The sequence below is a fragment of the Mesorhizobium shangrilense genome (assembly GCF_028826155.1).
In the GTDB taxonomy this organism is placed as follows: domain Bacteria; phylum Pseudomonadota; class Alphaproteobacteria; order Rhizobiales; family Rhizobiaceae; genus Arvimicrobium; species Arvimicrobium flavum.
The window spans coordinates 2,872,974-2,892,552 of record NZ_JAQGPN010000001.1 but is presented as its reverse complement, the minus strand read 5'-3'; the positions used below and the strand labels follow the sequence as shown (position 1 = coordinate 2,892,552).

The window sequence follows — 19,579 nt, the reverse complement described above, 5'->3', positions numbered from 1 at the left end:
AATAGTGAGTAGCGAGTAAAAAATACGCTGTGGTTCGGGCGCCGAAGCTGGCACCTGGCGGCAATCAAGTTGCGCCGCTCACCACTCGCCATTCACTCATCCTATTCCCATCATCGCCCGCAGCATCTTCTTGTCCGTTGTCCCGCCGGCGAAATCGTCGAACGCCTTCTCGGTAACACGGATGATGTGATGCTGGATGAAGGGGGCGCCTTCGGCGGCCCCATCCTCCGGATGCTTCAGGCAGCACTCCCATTCCAGCACGGCCCAGCTGTCGTAGCCGTAGGCGGAGAGCTTCGAGAAGATGCCGCCGAAATCGACCTGGCCGTCGCCCAGCGAGCGGAACCGCCCTGCCCGGTTCACCCAGCCCTGGTAGCCGGAATAGACGCCCTGCCTGCCATCCGGGTTGAACTCGGCGTCCTTCACGTGAAAGGCCTTTATGCGCTCGTGGTAGATGTCGATGAAGGCGAGATAGTCGAGCTGCTGCAGCAGGAAATGCGACGGATCGTAGTTGATCGCGCAGCGCGGATGGCCGCCGACAGCGTCCAGGAACATCTCGAAGGTGGCGCCGTCGAAAACGTCCTCGCCCGGATGGATTTCGTAGCCGACATCGACGCCGGCGTCATCATAGGCGTCCAGGATCGGCTTCCAGCGCTTGCCAAGCTCTGCGAATGCCTCCTCGATCAGGCCCGCAGGCCGTTGCGGCCAAGGATACAGATAGGGAAAGGCCAGCGCCCCGCTGAACGTCACCGACGCCTTCAGCCCGAGATTCTTCGACGCCTTGGCGCTGAGCTTCATCTGCTCGACCGCCCATTTCTGGCGCGCCTTGGGATTGTTGTGGACCTCCGCCGGCGCGAACCCATCGAACTGCGCATCGTAGGCCGGATGCACGGCCACGAGCTGGCCCTGCAGGTGGGTGGACAGTTCGGTGATCTCGACGCCGGCGTCAGCGCAGATCCCCTTCACCTCGTCGCAGTAGGTCTTGGAGCTTGCCGCCTTCTTGAGGTCGAACAGCCTGCCATCCCAGGTCGGGATCTGGATGCCCTTGTAGCCCAGCCCGGCCGCCCATTTGGCGATGGAGGGCAGTGAGTTGAACGGCGCCGCGTCACCGGCGAACTGGGCCAGGAAAACCGCCGGCCCCTTGATTGTGGTTGCCATGAAGCTCCTCCTCCGACGGCCGCCGAGCGCCCGCGCAATCGATTACATATCGCCAAGACCGCCGCACGACAATCGATGGATGCACGATGGCCTGGCCCTGGACGTGTGTAGGTTGATGATCGCCCCGCCACCGACCGCCGTTGATCACCGAAGATGCCGGACTGTCCTTCACCCGCTCAAGCTCAGTCCCGCAGCCGCTTTTTCTGGTATGACCAAGAACATTGGAAACGTCAAGGGCTCCGGCGAGGCCGCCACCTGAGCGACCCGCTGATAGCTGCATGATTTTTATCTTTGATTTCAGGCATATAGCTATCTGCTCCTGCATCGCTTCTCACCTGCTTGCGACCATTGTGGAAATCCGTTAGAAGTCGGAACGAGCCCAATTGGTCGAACCAGTTCGTGTTCCACCATTGGGGAGGAGGCCTCCTCCAGAGCGACGGAGCGAGGATCAAGCGAACGCGAGGAGGACGAATTATGCATCTTTCGACGCACAACTGGATGCGTGCGGAGCCCTTGGAAACCACGCTCAAGCGCATCAAGAAATTCGGCTACGAGTCGATCGAGATTTCGGGGGAGCCCGAGCAGTACAAGCCCAAGGAGACGCGCGCGCTGCTGAAGGAGCACGGCATTCGCTGCTGGGGCGCGGTGACGCTGATGCTCGGCGAGCGCAATCTCGCCGCAAAGGACCAGGGCCAGCGCGAGCGCTCGGTCCAGTACGTCAAGGACGTGCTGACGATGGTGAGCGAGCTGGACGGCGAGATCATCACGCTGGTGCCGGCCACCGTCGGCAAGGTCGTCCCCGACGGAACCGAGGAAGAAGAGTGGAAATGGGTCGTCGACGCCACGCGTGAATGCTTCGGCCACGCCAAGAAGGTCGGCGTGAAGATCGCAGTGGAGCCCTTGAACCGCTTCGAGACCTACCTGTTCAACCGCGGCGAGCAGGCCTTGGCGCTGGCCGACGCGGTGAGCCCGGAATGCGGCGTCTGCCTCGACGCCTATCACCTGCATATGGAGGAGTTCGACGTCCACGAGGCGATCCGCAAGGCCGGCAAGCGGCTCTTCGACTTCCATGTGGCCGACAACAACCGTTTCGCGGCGGGCCTCGGCACCATCGACTGGAAAGCCATCGTAAAAACCCTCAAGGACATCGGCTATGACGGCGCGCTGACCAACGAGTTCGTCGCGCCGGTCGATCGCACGCCGGCCGCGCGCTATCCAGAGATGGTGGAGCGCAATCCGGTCGACATTTCCCCGGAGCAGCTGAAGTTCATCCAGGATCACGGATCCAGCGTGCTCACCGAAAAATTCTACACCGACCAGATGCGCATCACGGCCGAAACGCTGCTGCCGCTCATCAAGTAGGGCCTGGGTCACTCTTGGAGCCCTCTCGCGCCATCGCGAGAGGGCCGAGGTTCATGATGAAGATAAAGCGTGTCGAAGCCTGGTGGGTCCGCATACCCATCACCGAGGCCAATCAGCACCGAAGCGACTTCGGGCAGGTGACGACCTTCGATGCGGCGATCCTGCGCGTCGAAACGGACGACGGCATCGTCGGCTGGGGGGAAGGCAAGAATGCCGCCGGCAGCGCCGGCGCCTACGGGGCGCTGGTCCACCTGCTGAATCACGAAGTCGCGCCGCAGCTGATCGGCCGCGATCCGCGCGACATCAACGACATCTGGGAGCTCCTTTATAATGGCGTGCGGCATCGCGCGGCGTCGGCGTCTGGCCATGCCATGCCGCAGCTTTCGCGCCGCGGCCTGTCGCTCGCCGCGATCAGCGCCGTCGACCTTGCGCTTTGGGACATTTTCGGAAAATCGCTCGACCAACCGGTCTGGCGCCTGCTCGGAGGGCGCAAGGCGGAGCGCATGAGGGCCTACGCCTCCGGCGGCTGGGCGAACGCCGAGACGATCGGCCAGCAATTGCTCGGCTACATCGAGAAAGGGGGCTTTAGGGCGGTGAAGATGAGGGTCGGCGCGATGGACGCCGCCCCGCACGTGTCAGCCGCGCGCGTCCGCGCAGCTCGCGCCGCCGTTGGTCCCGATGTCGAGCTGATGGTCGACGCCCACGGCACTTTCACGGTGGCCGACGCAAAGCGTTTCGCGCGCCTCGTCGAGGATCAGAACCTCGCCTGGTTCGAGGAACCCGTGATCGGAGACGACAAGTCAGGCATGGCCGAAGTTCGGGCGGGCTCTACCATTCCGATCGCCGCCGGCGAAAGCGAGACCACGCGATTCGACTTCCGCGACATGGCGGTGCTGAAGGCGGCCGACATTTTCCAGCCGGACCTTGCCTTCTGCGGCGGCATCACGGAGGCGATGCGGATTTCAGCGATCGCGTCAGCCTTCAACCTGAGGCTCGCCCCCCACCTGTGGGCCGGCGCGCCGGCCTTTTATGCCGGCCTGCATGTCTGCGCCGCTTCGCCTGCCAGCTTCATCATAGAGTACTCGCTTGGCGCGAATCCCATGCTGCACGATCTGGTTGAGGAAGATGTGGACCTGGGCTGCGGCACGATTGCTATACCCGACCGTCCGGGACTTGGTGTCACTGTCTCGGAAAGCTTCTTGAAGGCGCATGCAGTGAAGGTTTAGGGCATGTCCCCATGACCGAGAAGAATCTGCTGGCCGAACTGGCCTTTCACCTGTTCTCCTGCTCCAAGACGGAAAGCGGCAGGATGCCGTCCGAGCGCGAGCTTGCCGAACATTTTGCAGTGTCCCGCGGCCAGATTCGCGAGGCGCTGGCGATCCTGGAAGCGATGCGGATCGTCGAACGCCGCGCGAAGTCGGGAATCTACCTGACCACGCGCCAGGCCAGCGTGGAGGCCATGGCTCTCTTCGCCAAGGCCGGCGTGCCGCTCGATCCGATCCAGATCTACGAGATGGTCGAACTGAGGAAGATCCACGAGATCAAGGCGGCGGAACTCGCATGCTCCCGGGCGACGGAAGAAAACTACGACCGGCTGCGCGAGATCCTGCAGGCCTCGGAGGAGCGCATCGCTGCCGGCGAGGGCCTCGCCCAGGAAGACCGCGATTTTCACCTTGAGATCGTACGCGCTACGCAGAACAGCGTGTTCCACCGCATCTGCAGCGTCTACTACGTGATGGGCGAGGATCGCGTGCCGATCTACTTCAACGATCCGGAGCGCTGCCGGCGCTCGCACGCCGAACACGTGCAGATCTTCGAAGCCCTGCAGCGGCGCGACGGCAACCTCGCCCAGGCGCTGATGAGCGCGCACCTGCAGGGTGTGGAGAGCTACTGGAAGGGGCTCATCGAGAAGAACGATGACGACGTCGATCCCGGACGCCCGCTTCAGCATGCCTGAGCCGCTGATCTTCTCGACCCATCCGCTGCACCCGCTCGCGCAGCAACGGCTTGCCGGCGCCGGCCGCCTGGTCGTCGCCTCCTCTCTCGACACTGCCACTCTCGGTCGCGAAGGTCGTGAGGCGGATATCGTCATCGTGCGAGCGCCGTTGCCGCCGTCCCTGTTCGACGGTGCGCCGCGGCTGCGCGCGGCGGTCCGGCACGGCGCCGGGCTGGACATGATCCCCGTCGATGCCGCAACCGAGGCTGGCGTGCTGGTCGCCAATGTGCCCGGCGTCAATGCACGCACCGTCGCCGAGCATGTCATCTTCGCGTCGATCGCCTTGCTGAGGCGTTTCCGGCAGGTAGATGGCGACCTGCGCTCGCGGGGCTGGCTGGTCGCGCGGGAGCACTCCAATTCCGGCGCAGACCTGACCGGCAAGACCATGGGCATCGTCGGCATGGGCAATGTCGGAACCAACGTCGCGCACATTGCGAGGAACGGCTTCGGCCTCGAGGTGATCGCGAACAGCCGCCGGCCGGAAAGCCTGCCGGACGGCGCACGCTTCGTCACCGTCAACGAACTCGTTTCCGAGGCGGACATCGTCGTGTTGTGCTGCCCCCTCACCCCGGAGACCACCGGGCTGATCAGCCGCGAGCGCATCGCCATGATGAAGTCCCATGCGGTTTTGGTGAACGTATCCCGCGGACCGGTCATCGACGACGACGCCCTGATCGAGGCGCTACGCGCGAAACGCGTCGGCGGCGCGGCGCTCGACGTCTTCCCGACGCAACCGCTGCCGCCCGATCATCCTTATTTTTGCTTCGACAACGTCATCGTGACGCCGCACATGGCCGGCATCACGGAAAACAGCATGTTGCGGATGGGAATTGGCGCTGCTGAGGAAACGCTGCGTGTCCTCGCTGGTCGTCTCCCCGTCAACCTGTGTAACCCCGAGGTTGTGGAGCGCTATCGCAAGCGGTTTCCGGCCTAGCGACCCACCGTGGCGCCCGAGGGACGCGTTGCCCGCGTGAAGAGCTCCAGCGTCCGGTTGTGCACCGCACAATTCACGTTTAGATTGCGCCCATCCCGGAGACCCGTCATGACTGATCTGTTTTCGCCGATCTCCATCGGTACGCTAGAGTTCAAGAACCGCATCGCGGTCGCGCCGATGTGCCAGTATTCCGCCGATGACGGCTCGGCCAGCGTCTGGCACCTTTATCACTGGATGAATTTCGCCATGTCGGGCGCGGCGATGGTCACCGTGGAGATGACTGACGTCGAGCGGCGCGGCCGCATCAGCCATGGCTGCCTCGGTCTCTATTCCGACGCCAACGAGGACGCCGCCAAGCGCACCTTGATTGCAGCTCGGCGCGTCGCCAATCCGGGCACGTGGTTCGGCACGCAGCTCGCGCATGCCGGGCGCAAGGCTTCGTGCACGAGGCCTTGGGAAGGCGGCGCCCCCCTGCAGTCCGGCCAGGACCCGTGGCAGACCGTCTCCGCTTCCGCGATTCCGTTCGACGCCGGATGGCAGACGCCCCAGGCGCTGACCGAAACCGGCATCCGCGACATCATCGAAAAATTCGGCGAGGCGGCTCGCCGGGCCGAACGCGCAGGTTTCGACTTCATCGAGTTGCACGCGGCGCACGGTTACCTCATCCACCAGTTCCTCTCGCCCCTCTCGAACCACCGCACCGACGACTGGGGTGGATCGCTCGACAACCGCATGCGCTTCGCGGTGGAGGTGGCACGCGAAGTGCGCAGGACGGCGCCCGGGCTGATGCTCGGCGCGCGCCTGTCAGTGAAGGACTGGGTGGACGGCGGCCTCGTCGAGCACGAAACGGTCGAGGTCGTGAAGGCCTTGCAGGCAGAGGGCGTCAGCTACGTCTGCTGCTCGAGCGGCGGCAACTCGCCTCTCCAACAGATTCCGACCGGACCGGGCTATCAGGTCCACCTCGCCGAATATGTGAGGCAGCGGGTCGACATCCCCGTCCGCGCCGTCGGCATGATCGACGAGCCGCATCAGGCAAACGACATCGTCGCGCAGGGGCGGGCCGACTTCATTGCGCTGGGGCGGGCGCTGCTTGCCGACCCCCGGTGGCCGTGGCGGGCAGCCGCGGCGCTGGGTCGGGACATCACGGTCGCACCGCAATTCCAACGTGCCGCCTTCCTTTCCCGAAAATGGGAGAAGGCTGCCTGATCCTGGGCTCAGGCCGCCGATGTACGCATTTCGCATTACCGATTCTTTTATGATCTCAGGGCCATGAACCCGGACCAGCCGGTGCAGGCACGCCGCATATCATGATCTTTGTTCCTCCAATCCTCCTTTTAGTGTTCGGCTGCGGCTTCCTGGCCTTCTGGCGCATCACGCGCTCGCCACACCATGTGGCGCTGTTCGGCGCCGGTTTCCTGCTGTCAGGCCTGGGGCTCGGCGTCCAGGTCGCCCTGTGGCCTGCCGAGCTCGGCGTAAACGCGGTGGTCTCGGCGATGCTCTACATAAGCGGCGCAATCAGCCTCTCCGAAGGGCTGCTGCGGCGCTCCGGACTGAAAATGCCAGCCTGGTACAACGCTGTCGTGTTCGTCGCGATCGTGGGGGGCATCGCCTATTACTATTATGTCGACCGGGATGTAGTCGCCCGCATCTACATCATCAATGGCGGCTTCGGGGCGATCGTCGCCACCGCTGCGCTACGGCTGTGGAAGCTGTCTCGGGGAGACCTCATTGACCGCGCCGTGTTCTGGAGCGCCCTCGCCCTGGGACTGCATTTCATCCCGCGCAGTTGGATCACCATTGACGCACTGGTCGACGATCTCGATACCTTCGCCACGTCGCCCTTCTGGCTCGGCCTCCAGTTCACCGTGTCCATTGCCGGGGCCGCGATGGCGCTGACGCTGCTTGCGGCGGTCACGCTCGACACGCTGGCGCGGTTGCGTACCGAACGCGATGCCGATCCGCTGTCCGGCCTGCTCAACCGCCGGGCCTTCGAGGAACATGCCCGCACCCTGCTGCAGGACCGACGAGCCAGACCGCTGACCATCGTTGCCTGCGACATCGACAACTTCAAGCGCATCAACGACGTCCACGGACACGCTGCCGGCGACGAAGTCATCTCGGCCTTCTCCGACATCCTGAGGAAGGAAAGCCGCGCGGGGGACCTCGTGGCCCGCATCGGTGGCGAGGAGTTCGTCCTTCTCCTCGGCTCCACTCCGCGCAAGGAAGCTTTCCTGATTGCCGAACGCCTGCGCAGGCGCCTCCAGGAGGCAGCGTTCTGGGATGTTAAGCAGCCGGAGCGGATCACCGCCAGCTTCGGCGTCGCGGAGCATCGCCCGGGTGAGGAGATCTGGATCGCCGTGGATCGCGCCGACCAGATGCTCTATGCGGCCAAGCGCGCCGGCCGCAACAGGACTGTCGCCGAGGGGCTCCAGTTTCCTTCGGCGGCGTAGCCGTCGCCGGGGGGCAATCCTAATTCTGGGTTGCCCCTTGTCTCCTCAACACCACCTTCCGCTAGACGTACGTCCGCCAATCGTGCTCCTCCTTGAAGCCGAGCACCTCCCTGATCTTGCGATTGGAGAGGGGCGCCTCAAAACCTTCCATCCGCCGGGTCACCGGCGTGCTCGGCGCCCACCTCTTGAGGAACGCCTCGGTCGGCTCATTCGCGGTGATCGTGTCGTTGGTGGCGTTGAACACCTGGAAGCCCAGTCCGTCCTTTTCCAGGCATAGATGCACGATCTGGCCGAGGTCGCGGGCATCGATGTAGCTCCAGGCATTGCGCTTGCGCACCGGCGGATTGGCGGCATAGGACTTGAACGGCCCATACTCGTGTGGCTCGATCACATTGCCGATGCGCAGCGGGTAGATGTCGGCCCCGTAGCGCGCCGCGAACGCCCGCGCCGTCTGCTCGTTGACCTGCTTCGACAGTCCGTAGCTGTCCATCGGATCGATCGGATAGTCCTCGTCCAGGGGGAAGTGGTGAAAATCCTTGTCGCCTTCCGCGAAGCACACCCCGTAGGTGGTTTCGCTCGATGCGATCACGATCTTGCGGATGCCGAGTTTTACCGCGGCCTCGATCACGTTGTAGGTGGAGACCACGTTGGCCTGGAAGGTGACGTTGTCGGGCTGGATGAGGACACGCGGTATGGCCGCGAAGTGCACGACCGCGTCGACCGGCTTCGGTCCCCCGGCCGTCTCGTAGCCCTCGAAGCCGAAATGCATGGACAGCGCGTTGAAGGTCTGCCCGCTGTCGGTCAGGTCGGCGACGAGGGTGTTGACGCCCGGACAATCGAGCGGCTTCAGGTCGACGTTGAGGATGTCATAGTCCCCGCGCTCCTTCAGCCAGGGCACGACGTGCCGCCCCGCCTTGCCGGATCCGCCGGTGAACACGATGCGCTTGGGCATGTTTCCTGTCCCGTGTTTGTTGATGGCCCGCCCTTCTTCGAACGCTGGCAAGCAGCGCCGTTCCTCCCGCTTGAATTCAGGATTTTCCGGGCGGATAGTCAACAGGCGCCGGCGTCCGGCAGCGTGCAACGTAGCAGATACAAGGCGACGTGCACGGTTGAGGGAGAACTCCTATGGCTGCACGTCTTCCACTCATGTCTGGAACCCTGCCCTTTCTCTGGAATATTTCCGCCCGTGTCGGTCCCTCATCGGACTGCCCCAACGGGTCGACCGACATCGAGCTCATGAAGCTGCTCCTCATCATGGCTCAGGGGCATCCGCAGGTGTCCAAGTTCGGCATCGCAAACGGCAACCAGCTGCCGCCCCCGCGCGACACGCAATACGATGCGATCCTCGGCTTCTGGATCTTCCGCTTCCAGCAACTCGGCAAGATGCCTGTCGTCGACGGCTTTGCGTCTCCCGCTCGCGGTGCGACCTTCGCGCCGGGTTCGCCCTGGGTCATCGGCTGGTTCAACCACTTCGCGCGGGAAACCGATCCCGAACTGTGGAACAACCTCCCGAATAACACCACCGTGAGCCCTGCGCTCAAGGCCGAACTCACCCGCTAGTCTAGCAGGTCGCCCTTGACGTTGACGCCGATTACGTCGTCCCAGAACTCGGGCTCAATTTCCAGCGGATCGGACCGCCGCATGATGCCAGCATTGTTGACCAGGACATCCACCCCTCCCTGCGCCTCGCACCACGCAATGATTTCGGCAATATCGCTGGCGGAGCGCACGTCGCACCGCCTGGTGGCATAGTCCGGCGTCGCATCGATGCTGAGATCAGTCGCGATGACTTTGGCGCCTTCTGCCACGAAGGCCCTGGCAATGGCTGCGCCGATACCGCCACGCGCGCCAGTCACCCAAACGACTGCGCCGTCACGGCCCATCCTGCTGTCCAAGGGGCTCTCCTCTCACTGTTAACAGTAAAAATATATATGATCTATATCATTAAAGTCAATCTGCTGTTGTGTCGCCGTTGTGGTGCTGGCTGATTGTCAATCAGCCCCCTTTCATCGGCACTTGCCGATGACGCAACAAAGCTTCGGGCGTCGTCGATGAAGACCAGGCGGGAGGGGTCAATGCGGGGCTGATTGCGGACCCACTGGGACGCCGGCGCGCCAGCTTCGACCTGAGCTGTTCGGCCGGCAGAACGGTTTTATTGAAGCTCTTGCCCTCGCGGTGCAGGAAGCGGCCGACGCTCGCAGGATGGACCTTTAGGCCGCGTTCGGCCAGTGCCGCCGTCAGTTGGTGAAGCGTCACGTTCGGGTCGCGCTCGACTTCCCCCAGCACGAACAGCCGATGCTCGCCGCTGATCAGATACGGCCGGTGGCCGCCCATCTTGCCAGGCGCCGCACTTCCCAGACGGCGCCTTGCGCGCCGCCCATTTGATCACGCTCGAAACGCCACCTTCAGCGCTGCCGCAGCCTGGTGGCTCGTCTCGCCCGCCGCGAGCCGGGCCATCGCCCGCTCCCGCAAATCCATCGAATAGGGCTTCGCCATCTGTCCCGACCTCCAACGGTCAGGACATCGAATCTGATTTCCTCAACCTTGGGAATCCCGATTCAGACAAAACGCAAACCGCTCTAGAGCGCTGCCGATCAGCTTGCGTGGCGCAGGCTGATCCCGCTCGCCTTGTCGAACAGCAGCACCTTCGTGTCGTTCCAGGCGAAGCGCACGGCTTCCTCGATCGCGACGTTGGTGTTGGCGGGCACGGTGGCGCGCAGCATCGTATCGCCGACGCGCAGCGTCACGATCTTCTCGACGCCGTGGTTCTCGACATCGTGCACCTTGGCCTCGACCGGAGCGCCCGGCTCCAGTTGCAGGTCCTCGGGCCTGATTCCGAACACCAGCTGGCGCCCCTCCGTATTGCCTCCGCCCGGGGCCGCCCCTGCATAGGGCAGTTCGAAGTTGAGCGGCGCCATCATCGCCCGGCCGCCGACCAGCCTGCCGTCGATCAGGTTCATCGGCGGGGAGCCGACGAAACTCGCGACGAAGGTGTCGCGCGGGTTCGTGTAGATCTCCTGCGGCGTGCCGGTCTGCACCAGGCTGCCGTGGTTCAGCACGCCGACCTTGTCGCCCATCGACATCGCCTCCACCTGGTCGTGCGTGACGAACAGGAAGGTCTGGCCGAGGTTCATCTGGATGTTCTTCAGTTCCGTGCGCAGCGCCTCGCGCAGCTTGGCGTCCAGCGCCGACAGCGGCTCGTCCATCAGGAAGACGCGCGGCTTGCGCACGATCGCACGCCCGATCGAGACGCGCTGCATCTCGCCGCCCGAGAGGCGGTCCGTCTTGCGATCCAGCAGGTGCTCGATCCGCAGGGTCCTGGCGACACGCAGGACGCGCTCCTTGATCTCGTCGTCGGGCACGCGGCGGAGTTTCGACTTCAGCGGGAACTCGAGGTTCTCCCGCACCGTGTAGCGCGGATAGAGCGAGTACTGCTGCAGCACCAGCGCGACGTCGCGCTCGGCCGCCCCCCAGTCGCCGACGTCGACGCCGTCGATATAGACCTGTCCCTCGGTCGGCTTCTCGAGACCGGCGATCAGCCTGAGCGTCGTCGTCTTGCCCGCACCTGTCTCTCCGAGCAGGACGAAGAACTCGCCGTCCGCGATGTCCAGGCTGAGGTTCCGCAGCGCCGTGTGGCTGCCGAACTTCTTGGTGATGTTCTTGAGCTGGATATGGGCCATCAGAAGCTCTTCCCGGACTCAATCGCGGTTGCAAGCACCCCAACTCCATCCCGCTCCGCGGGACATCTCTCCCCCTGCCCGGGGGAAAGGAAGCGCGGCAGCGTGTCCGCATTTCCTCTCCCCCGTCGAACGGGGGAGAGGTGCCGAACGAAGCGAAGCGGAGTGGGGGTCGACCGACTTCTCACAGCCTCACCCCCAGCGAGTTCCCGCTCAACTTGTCGAAGAAATGCGCCTGCGCGGGGTCGATCCTCGCCCAGACCTTGTCGCCCGCGCGCGGAACGAAGCCGGAGCGCGTGCGCGCCCTCAGCATCTGCGAGCCCACCTTGAGGTCGACGATGTCGTAGGAGCCGAGCGGTTCGATGATGTGGGCCTCGACGGGCAGGTAGCCGGACAGCGCCTCCTTGGCGACCAGCACGCCCTCGGGGCGGATGCCCAGCGCCAGGTTGCCGTTGGCGCCGTTGGCACTGTCGAGCATGCCGAGCAGCTGGTTCGGGAAGGTGAACCCCTCCTGCGAACCCTCCATTGCCACCTTGGCGCCGCTGCCGTTCGCCGACACGGTGGCGTCTGCGACGTTCATCACCGGGCTGCCGACGAACTGCGCCACGAACAGGTTGGTCGGGTGCGCATAGACATCCTGCGGCGAGCCGACCTGCTGCAGCACGCCCTCGTGCATGATGACGATGCGGTCGGCGAGGCTCATCGCCTCGATCTGGTCGTGGGTGACGTAGATCGTGGTGGAACCCTGCTTCAGGTGCAGGCGCTTGATCTCGGCGCGCATCTCCTCGCGCAGCTTGGCGTCCAGTGCGCCGATCGGCTCGTCCATCAGCATCGCCTTCGGACGCCTGACGAGCGCGCGCCCAATGGCGACCCGCTGCATGTCCCCGCCCGACAACGCGGACGGTTTCTTGGCCAGCAGGTCGGTGATGCGCAGCACGCCTGCGATCTCCCCCACCGCCTTGTCGACCTCGCCCTTGTTCATGCGCGTCGCCCGCAGCGGGAAGGCGATGTTCTCGTAGACGGTCATGTGCGGATAGAGCGAGAACGACTGGAACACCATGGCGATGTCCCGGTCCGAGCACTTCAGGTGCTGCACCGGCTGGCCGTCGATCAGGATGTCCCCCTCGTCGACCGTTTCCAGGCCGGCGATCGCGCGCAGCGTGGTGGTTTTGCCGCAGCCGGACTGGCCCAGCAGCACGATAAACTCGTTGTCCTCGATCTTCAGGTTCAGGTCCCGGATGACCTGAACCGCGCCGAAGAACTTCTGGACGCCCCTGAGCTCGATCTGGGTCATGGGCGGCCCTCTTCCGGCAAAACGTCGTCGTCCTCGGTGACCACCTTCGAGCCGAACCAGTTGGTCAGAAGGAAGGTCACCAGGCCGATCAGGATGATCGTCAACCCGTATCGGTGCAGGAAGAAGTTCCACGGCTGGCAGAGCGCCACGATGCCCAGCACCATGACGATCTCGGCCACCCGCTGCAGGGTGTCGCTGCGCATCATTTGCGGATCGCTCCGAAGGTCACGCCGCGCAGCAGGTGCTTGCGCAGGAGGAAGGTGAAGATTGCGACCGGAAGCAGGAACAGGAAGGTTCCGGCAGCGATCACGGTCCAGTCCGGCAGGCCCGATCCGACCTGGCTGGGGATGAAGGGCGGTGCGGTCTGCGCGCGCCGGTTGGTCATGATCAGCGCGAAGGCGTACTCGTTCCACGCCGTGATGAAGCAGAACACGGCGGTCGCGGCGATGCCTGTGGCGGCCTCCGGCAGCACCACCTTGAAGAAGGCCTGCATGCGCGTGTAGCCGTCGACGAGGGCCGCCTCCTCATACTCCTTCGGGATCTCGTCCATGAAGCCCTTCATCAGCCAGACCGAGAAGGACAGGTTGAAGGCTGTGTAGAGGATGATCAGGCCCCAGTGCGTGTCGTTGAGGCCAACCACCCGGTACATCAGGAACATCGGGATCGCGACGACCACCGGCGGCAGCATTCTGGTCGACAGGATGAAGAAGAGAAGGTCCGCCTCCCCCTTCACCTTGAAGCGCGAGAAGCCGTAGGCGGTGAAGGTGCCCATGCCGACCGCCAGGATGGTCGAGGTCACCGCCACGATCAGCGAGTTCATGAAGCGGCTGGGATAGCCCGACAGCTGCACGTTGCCCTTGCCGTCGCGCACGATCTTCTCGCCGCCGTCGAAGACCATGCGCTCCCACCACGGCGCGGCCGCATATTCTTCCGGCGTCGGCTCGCTTCTGAGCTGCGAGCGCTTGGTGAAGAGCTTGACGAACGGCGATATCTCCGGAGTGAAGACGATCGTCGGCGGGATCGTGGTCGACAGGTTGCGCGGCTTGAAGGCAGTTGCCGTGATCCAGTAGATCGGCGCCAGGAAGATCAGCGTCACCACGATGACGGCGGCGATCGCGATGCGGTTGAGCGCGATTTCGGACGATGTGCGGACGGCGGCCATCGCTCAGCGCTCCTTCACCTTGTTCAGGTATTTGACGTAGATGTTGGTGATGGCGAGCACCATGATCAGCACGATGTAGGCGAGCGCGCAGGAGCGTCCCGTCTGCCATTCCTGGAACGCCATCTTGTACAGCCGGATCGAGATCACCTCCGTCGTCGGCTGGCTTGTCAGGATGTAGGCGAGGTCGAACGTCTTGAACGCCTCCATGGTCCTGAAGATGATCGCGATCATCAGGATCGGCGCCACCAGCGGCAGCGTGATGCGGAAGAAGGTGTAGAGCGGCCCTGCCCGGTCGATCGCGGCCGCCTCGTAGAGATGCTTCGGCACCGCCGACAGTCCGGCCAGCGACAGGAGCATGACGAAGGGCGACCACATCCAGATGTCGGTCAGCGCCACCGCGTAGAGCGCCATGTCGGGGTTGGAGAGCCACTCGAATGTGCCGAGCCCGAGCGCATAGTTGATGATGCCGAAGGACGGGTCGTAGAGCAGCTTCCAGAACAGGCCCACCACCGCCATCGAGAGCATCATCGGCAGCAGCAGCAGCGTCGTGATCAGTCCCTTCATGGGGATGTCGCGGTTGAGCAGCATGGCCGTGCCGAAGCCGACCACGACCTGGCCCACCACCGAGACGATCACGTACTTCGCCGTGATCGAGAAGTTCGACCAGATGAAGGGGTCGTTGAGCAGCTCGCGGTAGTTCTGCAGGCCGACGAAGTTCCAGTCCGCCTTGCCGCTGGCGCGGAAGTCGGTGAACGAATAGCCGAGCGAGTAGATCAGCGGAAAGATGTTGAAGACGATCAGGAAGAGGATCGTGGGAATGATGAAGAGATTGCGGATCGTGATGTCGCTCATGCCGCGGGACGCGGCGCGCGACTTCGGGTCCAGCGTGCTCATGACGGCAGTGGCCAAAGACTCTCCTCCCCTGAGAGTTTTGAAGCGGGACGTCGGTCCCGCGCTTCAAATGAAAACGGAGGGGACGGGCGCCCGCCCCCTCCGGACCGCATTGTCCGTCAGTTCTGCGGACGGTTGTACTTCTTGAAGGTCGCGTTCCAGTCGCCGGCGAGCGCGTCGAGCGCTTCCTTGGCCGTGCCCTGGTCGCCCGTGATGTACGGATAGAGACGCTGGTTCATCTGGATCAGCAATTCCGCATATTCAGGCGTCGCCCAAAAATCCTTCACCTTGAACATCGTCTCGTAGAAGGCCTTGTTGTAGGGCGTTGCGGTCTGGAACTCCTCCGACTCCAGCACCTTGGCGCTGGCGGTGTAGCCACCGAGTTCAGCCCACTTCTTCTGGGTTTCGTCCTTCACGAACCACTCCAGGAACTTGAAGGCTTCCTCCTGGTTCTGCGAATAGGACACGATCGAGATGCCCTGCCCGCCGAGCGCCGCGAACTGGTCGCCGTTCGGCCCCGCGGGGTTGGCGAAGAAGCCAGTGCCCTTCGCGTTCGGGTTCGAGGCCTCGTTCACCAGCGCCGGGAAGAAGGCGAAGTAGTTCATGCTCATCGCGGCCAGGTTCTCGGTGATCGCCTGGTTGTCCTCGATGAAGAAGCTCTTGGCCCAGCCCGGAGGCGTGAACTTGTAGAGCTCCTTGTACGCTTCGAGCGCCTTTACGTTCTGGTCGGAGTTGATGATGCCGTCGACCTTGTAGGTCGCATAGTCGCCGAGCTCGCCGCCGAACGAGAAGATCGCGTTCTCGACGCCCATCACCAGCGCGTCGTACGAGTTGTCGGTGTAGATGGCGATGCCGTAGCGCTTCTCATCCGGGCGGTGGAAGAACTCCGCGATGTCGCGCAGCTGCTTCCAGTCCTTCGGCGGTGCGAGGTCGTAGCCGTACTTGGCCTTGAACGCCTCCATCTCCTTGGGGTCCTCGAACCAGTCCTTCCGATAGGACCAGCCCACGGCGTCGCCCTCGGCCGGGATCGACCAGTATTTTCCGGAATTGGAGGGATACTCGGCATAGTACTTGACCGTCGCCGGCGCCATGACCTCCTTCAGATTGTGCTTGTTGAAGAAGTCGGTCAGGTCGACGTAATGGCCGGCTTCCGATGCGGCGCCGATCCACTGGGAATCGCCGACCACCATGTCGTAGGCGCTGCCCTTGGCGTTGAATTCGGTGAAGGCCTTGGTCTGGAAGTCCGACCAGGGCGTCGTCTCGACCGTGACTTTGACCCCCGTCTCGGATTCGTAGATGTTGGCCAGTTCCTGCAGGTAGTTCGCAGGGTCCCACTCCGCCCAGAATATGGTGAGTTCCTGGGCGTTGGCGGCCGTTCCGTATGCAAGCATGGATATACCGGCAAGCAAGCCGGTGATGGTTCTGCGCATCCTGGTTTCCTCCCTTTGGCGCATCATTCCCTGCCACCCTGGAAGCACATTGCGGCCTCGCCAGATGGCCTGCCTGAGAGCAGTTCCTGCTTTCCCTTATTTCGGGTTCCTCCACGCAGGCTTGGGAAGAACCGGCGGACCGCGCCTCCCTGCGCGATCCCACTTTCGATCTCCACCTGCTCAATCTGGTATTACCAATTGTCGCAGATGGTCAAGGGCCTTTCTTGTTCACACATTCGCATTACCGGATTTCCTTGCAGTCGCTTGCGATGGCTGCCCGAATCCTATGTCACTGAAGGGGCTTGGTAATCGATTGCAGCAAGGCCATACGGCGCTTGACGCATTGGCTCTGCGGATTCTTTTGGTCGGACCAGATCAACCATCCGTTCCTCCCATACCGGTGCGAGCCACGTTCGAAACGAGGATGTCGGCTGCCCACACGACGACCTCCCGCGCCTCCTTGCCGTCTACGCCCCAAATGTCCTTCAGGATCACCAGCGCCTCGATCCCGAACAAGAGCGACAGCGCCTTCGCCAGCCTGTCGGCCTCCACCGGTGGCAGCCTGTCGGCGAGCGGGGCGATGGCAGCGCGCAGCAAGTCGATGCGATGCCCGCGCGTGAAGGCCGGCTCCTGGAGCTCGCCCCCCGCATTGCTGACTGCCCACTGGTCGAGCGCATGCTTCAGCGCCGCGCGGAACGTCGCTTCGAACGCCTCGATGCGCGGGATCGAGCTTTCCAGCAGCGACCGGGTCCTTATCCGCGCGTCGTCGGAGTCCGATTGCCAGTCGAGGATTGGGCCCAGCGCCTCGTCCACCACCGCATGCACGAGCGCCGCCTGGCTCGGAAAATATCTGTAGGCGGTTGCCCGCGATACGTCCGCCGCCTCCGCCACTTCCGTCACCGACGGCACGGCGCCGGCCTGCATGAGGCGCGTGGCCGTCGCCAGCATCAGCCGGCGTGTGCGGGCCTTGGGTCCGCGCGTTTCTTGACGTGAGACATCCATGTCATTACGATACTCTCGTCTCAAAATGCAGGCAACAGCGTTTTTGGCGACGGGTCGGACCCCGCAAGGCGTGCGACTGAGGAGGAGACGTGGGCAGGATTTACGTCGTCGGCACCGCCGACACAAAGGGCGACGAACTCGCCTATCTGGCGGAGCGCATCGAATGGACCGGAGCCGCGGTCGTCAGCGTGGATGTCGGCACACGCCCCTCGGCGATGCGAAACGACGTCGATGCCCGTGAGGTCGCCGCCTGCCATCCGGAAGGCCGGGATGCCGTGCTTGGACCCGACGATCGCGGCAAGGCCGTCGCAGCGATGGGCGTCGCCTTCACCGCCTTCATTGCGGCCCGCGACGACGTTGCGGGCATCGTCGGGATCGGCGGCGGCGGCGGCACGTCGATCATCACTGCCGGCATGCGCGCGCTGCCGCTCGGCCTGCCCAAGATCATGGTCTCCACCCTCGCCTCAGGCAACGTTGCGCCCTTCGTCGACGTGTCCGATATCGTCATGATGCCGTCCGTCACCGACATGGCCGGCCTCAACCGGCTGAGCCGGGTGATCCTGCACAATGCAGCCCAGGCGATTGCCGGCATGGCGAGGACGCCTGCCCCCCAAGCCGGGGGCCTGCCAGCGCTCGGCCTCACCATGTTCGGAGTCACCACGCCCGCCGTCACCGCGATGGTCGAGCAGTTGCGTGGCGACTACGACTGCATGGTCTTCCATGCCACTGGAACCGGCGGTCGCTCGATGGAGAAGCTGGCCGACAGCGGGCTGCTCGCCGGCATTCTCGACATCACGACGACGGAAGTCTGCGACCTGCTCTTCGAAGGCGTCCTGCCCGCAACCGAAGACAGGTTCGGCGCCGTCGCACGCGCCCGCATTCCTTATGTGGGTTCGGTCGGCGCGCTCGACATGATCAATTTCTGGGCACGCGCCACGGTTCCTGCGAAATACGGCGAGCGCCTGCTCTACCAGCACAACCCGAACGTCACCCTGATGCGAACCACCGCCGAGGAGTGCGCCGCAATCGGCAGCTGGATCGCGCACCGGCTGAACGCCTGCGACGGGCCGGTGCGTTTCCTGATCCCCGAAAAGGGCGTCTCGGCCCTGGACATCGAAGGCGGGGCATTCTGGGATCCCGAGGCCGACGCAGCGTTGTTCGATGCCATCGAAACCACGCTTCAGATCACGCCGAACCGCCGACTGATCCGCCTGCCGCTGCACATCAACGACCCGGAATTCGCCCGGGCCGCCGTTGCCGCGTATCGCGAGATCGCGACGTGACAGCCTTCATCCTCCCTTCGCCCGCTCAGGCCCCGCGCGGCCGACGGGGTGACTTCATCCAAGCATTTGAGGACCCCATGCCCTCCATCCCCCGCAAAGACATCCTCGCAAAGTTCCGCAAGATGATTGAAGATGGTCGCCCGATCGTCGGCGGCGGCGCCGGCACCGGCATTTCCGCGAAGGCCGAGGAGGCCGGCGGCATCGACCTCATTATCATCTACAATTCCGGCCGCTACCGGATGGCCGGGCGCGGTTCGGCGGCCGGGCTCCTCGCCTACGGCAACGCCAACGAGATCGTGAAGGAAATGGCGGTCGAGGTGCTGCCGGTGGTGAAGAAGACGCCCGTGCTTGCCGGAGTGAACGGTACCGACCCCTTCATCCTCATGCCTCGCTTTCTCGCCGAACTAAAGGACATGGGTTTTTCCGGCGTCCAAAACTTCCCCACCATCGGTCTCTTCGACGGCGGCATGCGGGTCAGCTTCGAGGAAACCGGCATGGGCTTCGGGCTCGAAGTGGACATGATCGCCGAGGCGCACCGCCAGGACCTGCTGACCACCCCCTATGTCTTCAATCCGGACGAGGCGAAGGCCATGACGCGGGCCGGCGCCGACATTGTCGTCGCGCATATGGGCGTGACGACGGGCGGCAGCATCGGCGCGAGCAGCTCAAAGTCGCTCGATGATTGCGTGAAGGAGATCGACGCGATCGCGGCCGCGGCGCGCTCCGTGCGCAAGGACATCATCCTTCTCTGCCATGGCGGTCCGATCTCCATGCCGGACGATGCGGCCTACACCTTGAAGCACTGCAACATCCACGGATTCTACGGCGCCTCCAGCATGGAGCGGCTGCCCGCGGAAACCGCCATCCGCGACCAGACCGCCAGCTTCAAGGGGCTGTCTTTGCGCTGAGGGGCCAGATCGGCGCAACGCCGTGCCTTGCAGTG

At 64.0% G+C, this 19,579-nt stretch carries 20 protein-coding genes; 9 read left to right on the top strand and 11 right to left on the bottom strand.

Annotated elements, in window-relative coordinates; translation table 11 throughout:
- Positions 1-96 precede the first annotated feature (96 nt).
- A complete protein-coding gene (locus PD284_RS13950; protein ID WP_274628792.1) occupies positions 97-1,155 on the bottom strand; it encodes a sugar phosphate isomerase/epimerase family protein in 1,059 nt (352 codons plus the stop codon).
- 474 nt (positions 1,156-1,629) lie between these two features.
- On the opposite strand from PD284_RS13950, the gene PD284_RS13945 reads away from it, so the two are divergent.
- From PD284_RS13945 to PD284_RS13920, 6 genes are all read left to right on the top strand, one after another.
- Entirely contained in the window at positions 1,630-2,517 is an 888-nt protein-coding gene (locus PD284_RS13945) for a sugar phosphate isomerase/epimerase family protein (protein WP_274628791.1), read from the top strand.
- A gap of 56 nt (positions 2,518-2,573) precedes the next feature.
- Positions 2,574-3,743 carry a mandelate racemase/muconate lactonizing enzyme family protein gene (locus PD284_RS13940; protein WP_274630635.1) on the top strand — a complete coding sequence of 390 codons (1,170 nt, stop codon included), beginning with the start codon at positions 2,574-2,576 and terminating at the stop codon, positions 3,741-3,743.
- Positions 3,744-3,754: 11 nt separating this feature from the next.
- Positions 3,755-4,474: a FadR/GntR family transcriptional regulator gene (locus PD284_RS13935; RefSeq protein ID WP_274628790.1), complete on the top strand. Its 720-nt coding sequence runs from the start codon at positions 3,755-3,757 to the stop codon at positions 4,472-4,474.
- Positions 4,434-5,447 carry an NAD(P)-dependent oxidoreductase gene (locus PD284_RS13930; RefSeq protein WP_274628789.1) on the top strand — a complete coding sequence of 338 codons (1,014 nt, stop codon included), beginning with the start codon at positions 4,434-4,436 and terminating at the stop codon, positions 5,445-5,447. Before PD284_RS13935 ends, PD284_RS13930 begins: the two co-directional genes overlap by 41 nt.
- 108 nt (positions 5,448-5,555) lie before the next feature.
- Positions 5,556-6,653: an NADH:flavin oxidoreductase/NADH oxidase gene (locus PD284_RS13925; RefSeq protein WP_274628788.1), complete on the top strand. Its 1,098-nt coding sequence runs from the start codon at positions 5,556-5,558 to the stop codon at positions 6,651-6,653.
- Between the two features lie 101 nt (positions 6,654-6,754).
- Positions 6,755-7,897 carry a GGDEF domain-containing protein gene (locus PD284_RS13920; protein WP_274628787.1) on the top strand — a complete coding sequence of 381 codons (1,143 nt, stop codon included), beginning with the start codon at positions 6,755-6,757 and terminating at the stop codon, positions 7,895-7,897.
- Positions 7,898-7,958: 61 nt separating this feature from the next.
- Here PD284_RS13920 and PD284_RS13915 read toward each other — a convergent pair whose 3' ends face one another.
- Positions 7,959-8,849 (bottom strand): NAD-dependent epimerase/dehydratase family protein, encoded by an 891-nt coding sequence (locus PD284_RS13915; protein WP_274628786.1) that lies wholly within the window; start codon positions 8,847-8,849, stop codon positions 7,959-7,961.
- Between the two features lie 173 nt (positions 8,850-9,022).
- On the opposite strand from PD284_RS13915, the gene PD284_RS13910 reads away from it, so the two are divergent.
- Positions 9,023-9,457: a hypothetical protein gene (locus PD284_RS13910; RefSeq protein ID WP_274628785.1), complete on the top strand. Its 435-nt coding sequence runs from the start codon at positions 9,023-9,025 to the stop codon at positions 9,455-9,457.
- On the opposite strand, the gene PD284_RS13905 is transcribed toward PD284_RS13910, so the two are convergent.
- The 9 genes from PD284_RS13905 to PD284_RS13865 all read right to left on the bottom strand — a co-directional run bounded on the left by PD284_RS13905 (position 9,454) and on the right by PD284_RS13865 (position 17,353).
- Entirely contained in the window at positions 9,454-9,792 is a 339-nt protein-coding gene (locus PD284_RS13905; protein WP_274628784.1) for an SDR family oxidoreductase, read from the bottom strand. The genes PD284_RS13910 and PD284_RS13905 overlap by 4 nt on opposite strands.
- Positions 9,793-9,892: 100 nt before the next feature.
- Positions 9,893-10,231: a hypothetical protein gene (locus PD284_RS13900; protein ID WP_274628783.1), complete on the bottom strand. Its 339-nt coding sequence runs from the start codon at positions 10,229-10,231 to the stop codon at positions 9,893-9,895.
- A gap of 260 nt (positions 10,232-10,491) precedes the next feature.
- A complete protein-coding gene (locus PD284_RS13895; protein WP_274628782.1) occupies positions 10,492-11,577 on the bottom strand; it encodes an ABC transporter ATP-binding protein in 1,086 nt (361 codons plus the stop codon).
- 181 nt (positions 11,578-11,758) lie between these two features.
- A complete protein-coding gene (locus tag PD284_RS13890; RefSeq protein WP_274628781.1) occupies positions 11,759-12,868 on the bottom strand; it encodes an ABC transporter ATP-binding protein in 1,110 nt (369 codons plus the stop codon).
- Complete coding sequence (locus tag PD284_RS13885; protein WP_274628780.1) at positions 12,865-13,074, bottom strand: hypothetical protein; 210 nt, start codon at positions 13,072-13,074, stop codon at positions 12,865-12,867. Before PD284_RS13885 ends, PD284_RS13890 begins: the two co-directional genes overlap by 4 nt.
- Positions 13,071-14,030 (bottom strand): carbohydrate ABC transporter permease, encoded by a 960-nt coding sequence (locus PD284_RS13880; protein ID WP_274628779.1) that lies wholly within the window; start codon positions 14,028-14,030, stop codon positions 13,071-13,073. Before PD284_RS13880 ends, PD284_RS13885 begins: the two co-directional genes overlap by 4 nt.
- A gap of 3 nt (positions 14,031-14,033) precedes the next feature.
- A complete protein-coding gene (locus tag PD284_RS13875; protein ID WP_411956270.1) occupies positions 14,034-14,924 on the bottom strand; it encodes a carbohydrate ABC transporter permease in 891 nt (296 codons plus the stop codon).
- Between the two features lie 116 nt (positions 14,925-15,040).
- Positions 15,041-16,351 (bottom strand): ABC transporter substrate-binding protein, encoded by a 1,311-nt coding sequence (locus PD284_RS13870; RefSeq protein ID WP_274628777.1) that lies wholly within the window; start codon positions 16,349-16,351, stop codon positions 15,041-15,043.
- Between the two features lie 375 nt (positions 16,352-16,726).
- Positions 16,727-17,353, bottom strand: coding sequence for a TetR/AcrR family transcriptional regulator (locus PD284_RS13865; protein ID WP_274628776.1), 627 nt, complete (start codon positions 17,351-17,353; stop codon positions 16,727-16,729).
- A gap of 89 nt (positions 17,354-17,442) precedes the next feature.
- Here PD284_RS13865 and PD284_RS13860 point away from each other — a divergent pair, with 89 nt between their 5' ends.
- Both PD284_RS13860 and PD284_RS13855 read left to right on the top strand, forming a co-directional pair.
- Entirely contained in the window at positions 17,443-18,636 is a 1,194-nt protein-coding gene (locus PD284_RS13860) for a Tm-1-like ATP-binding domain-containing protein (protein WP_274628775.1), read from the top strand.
- 77 nt (positions 18,637-18,713) lie between these two features.
- Positions 18,714-19,544 (top strand): phosphoenolpyruvate hydrolase family protein, encoded by an 831-nt coding sequence (locus PD284_RS13855; protein WP_274628774.1) that lies wholly within the window; start codon positions 18,714-18,716, stop codon positions 19,542-19,544.
- Positions 19,545-19,579 lie beyond the last annotated feature (35 nt).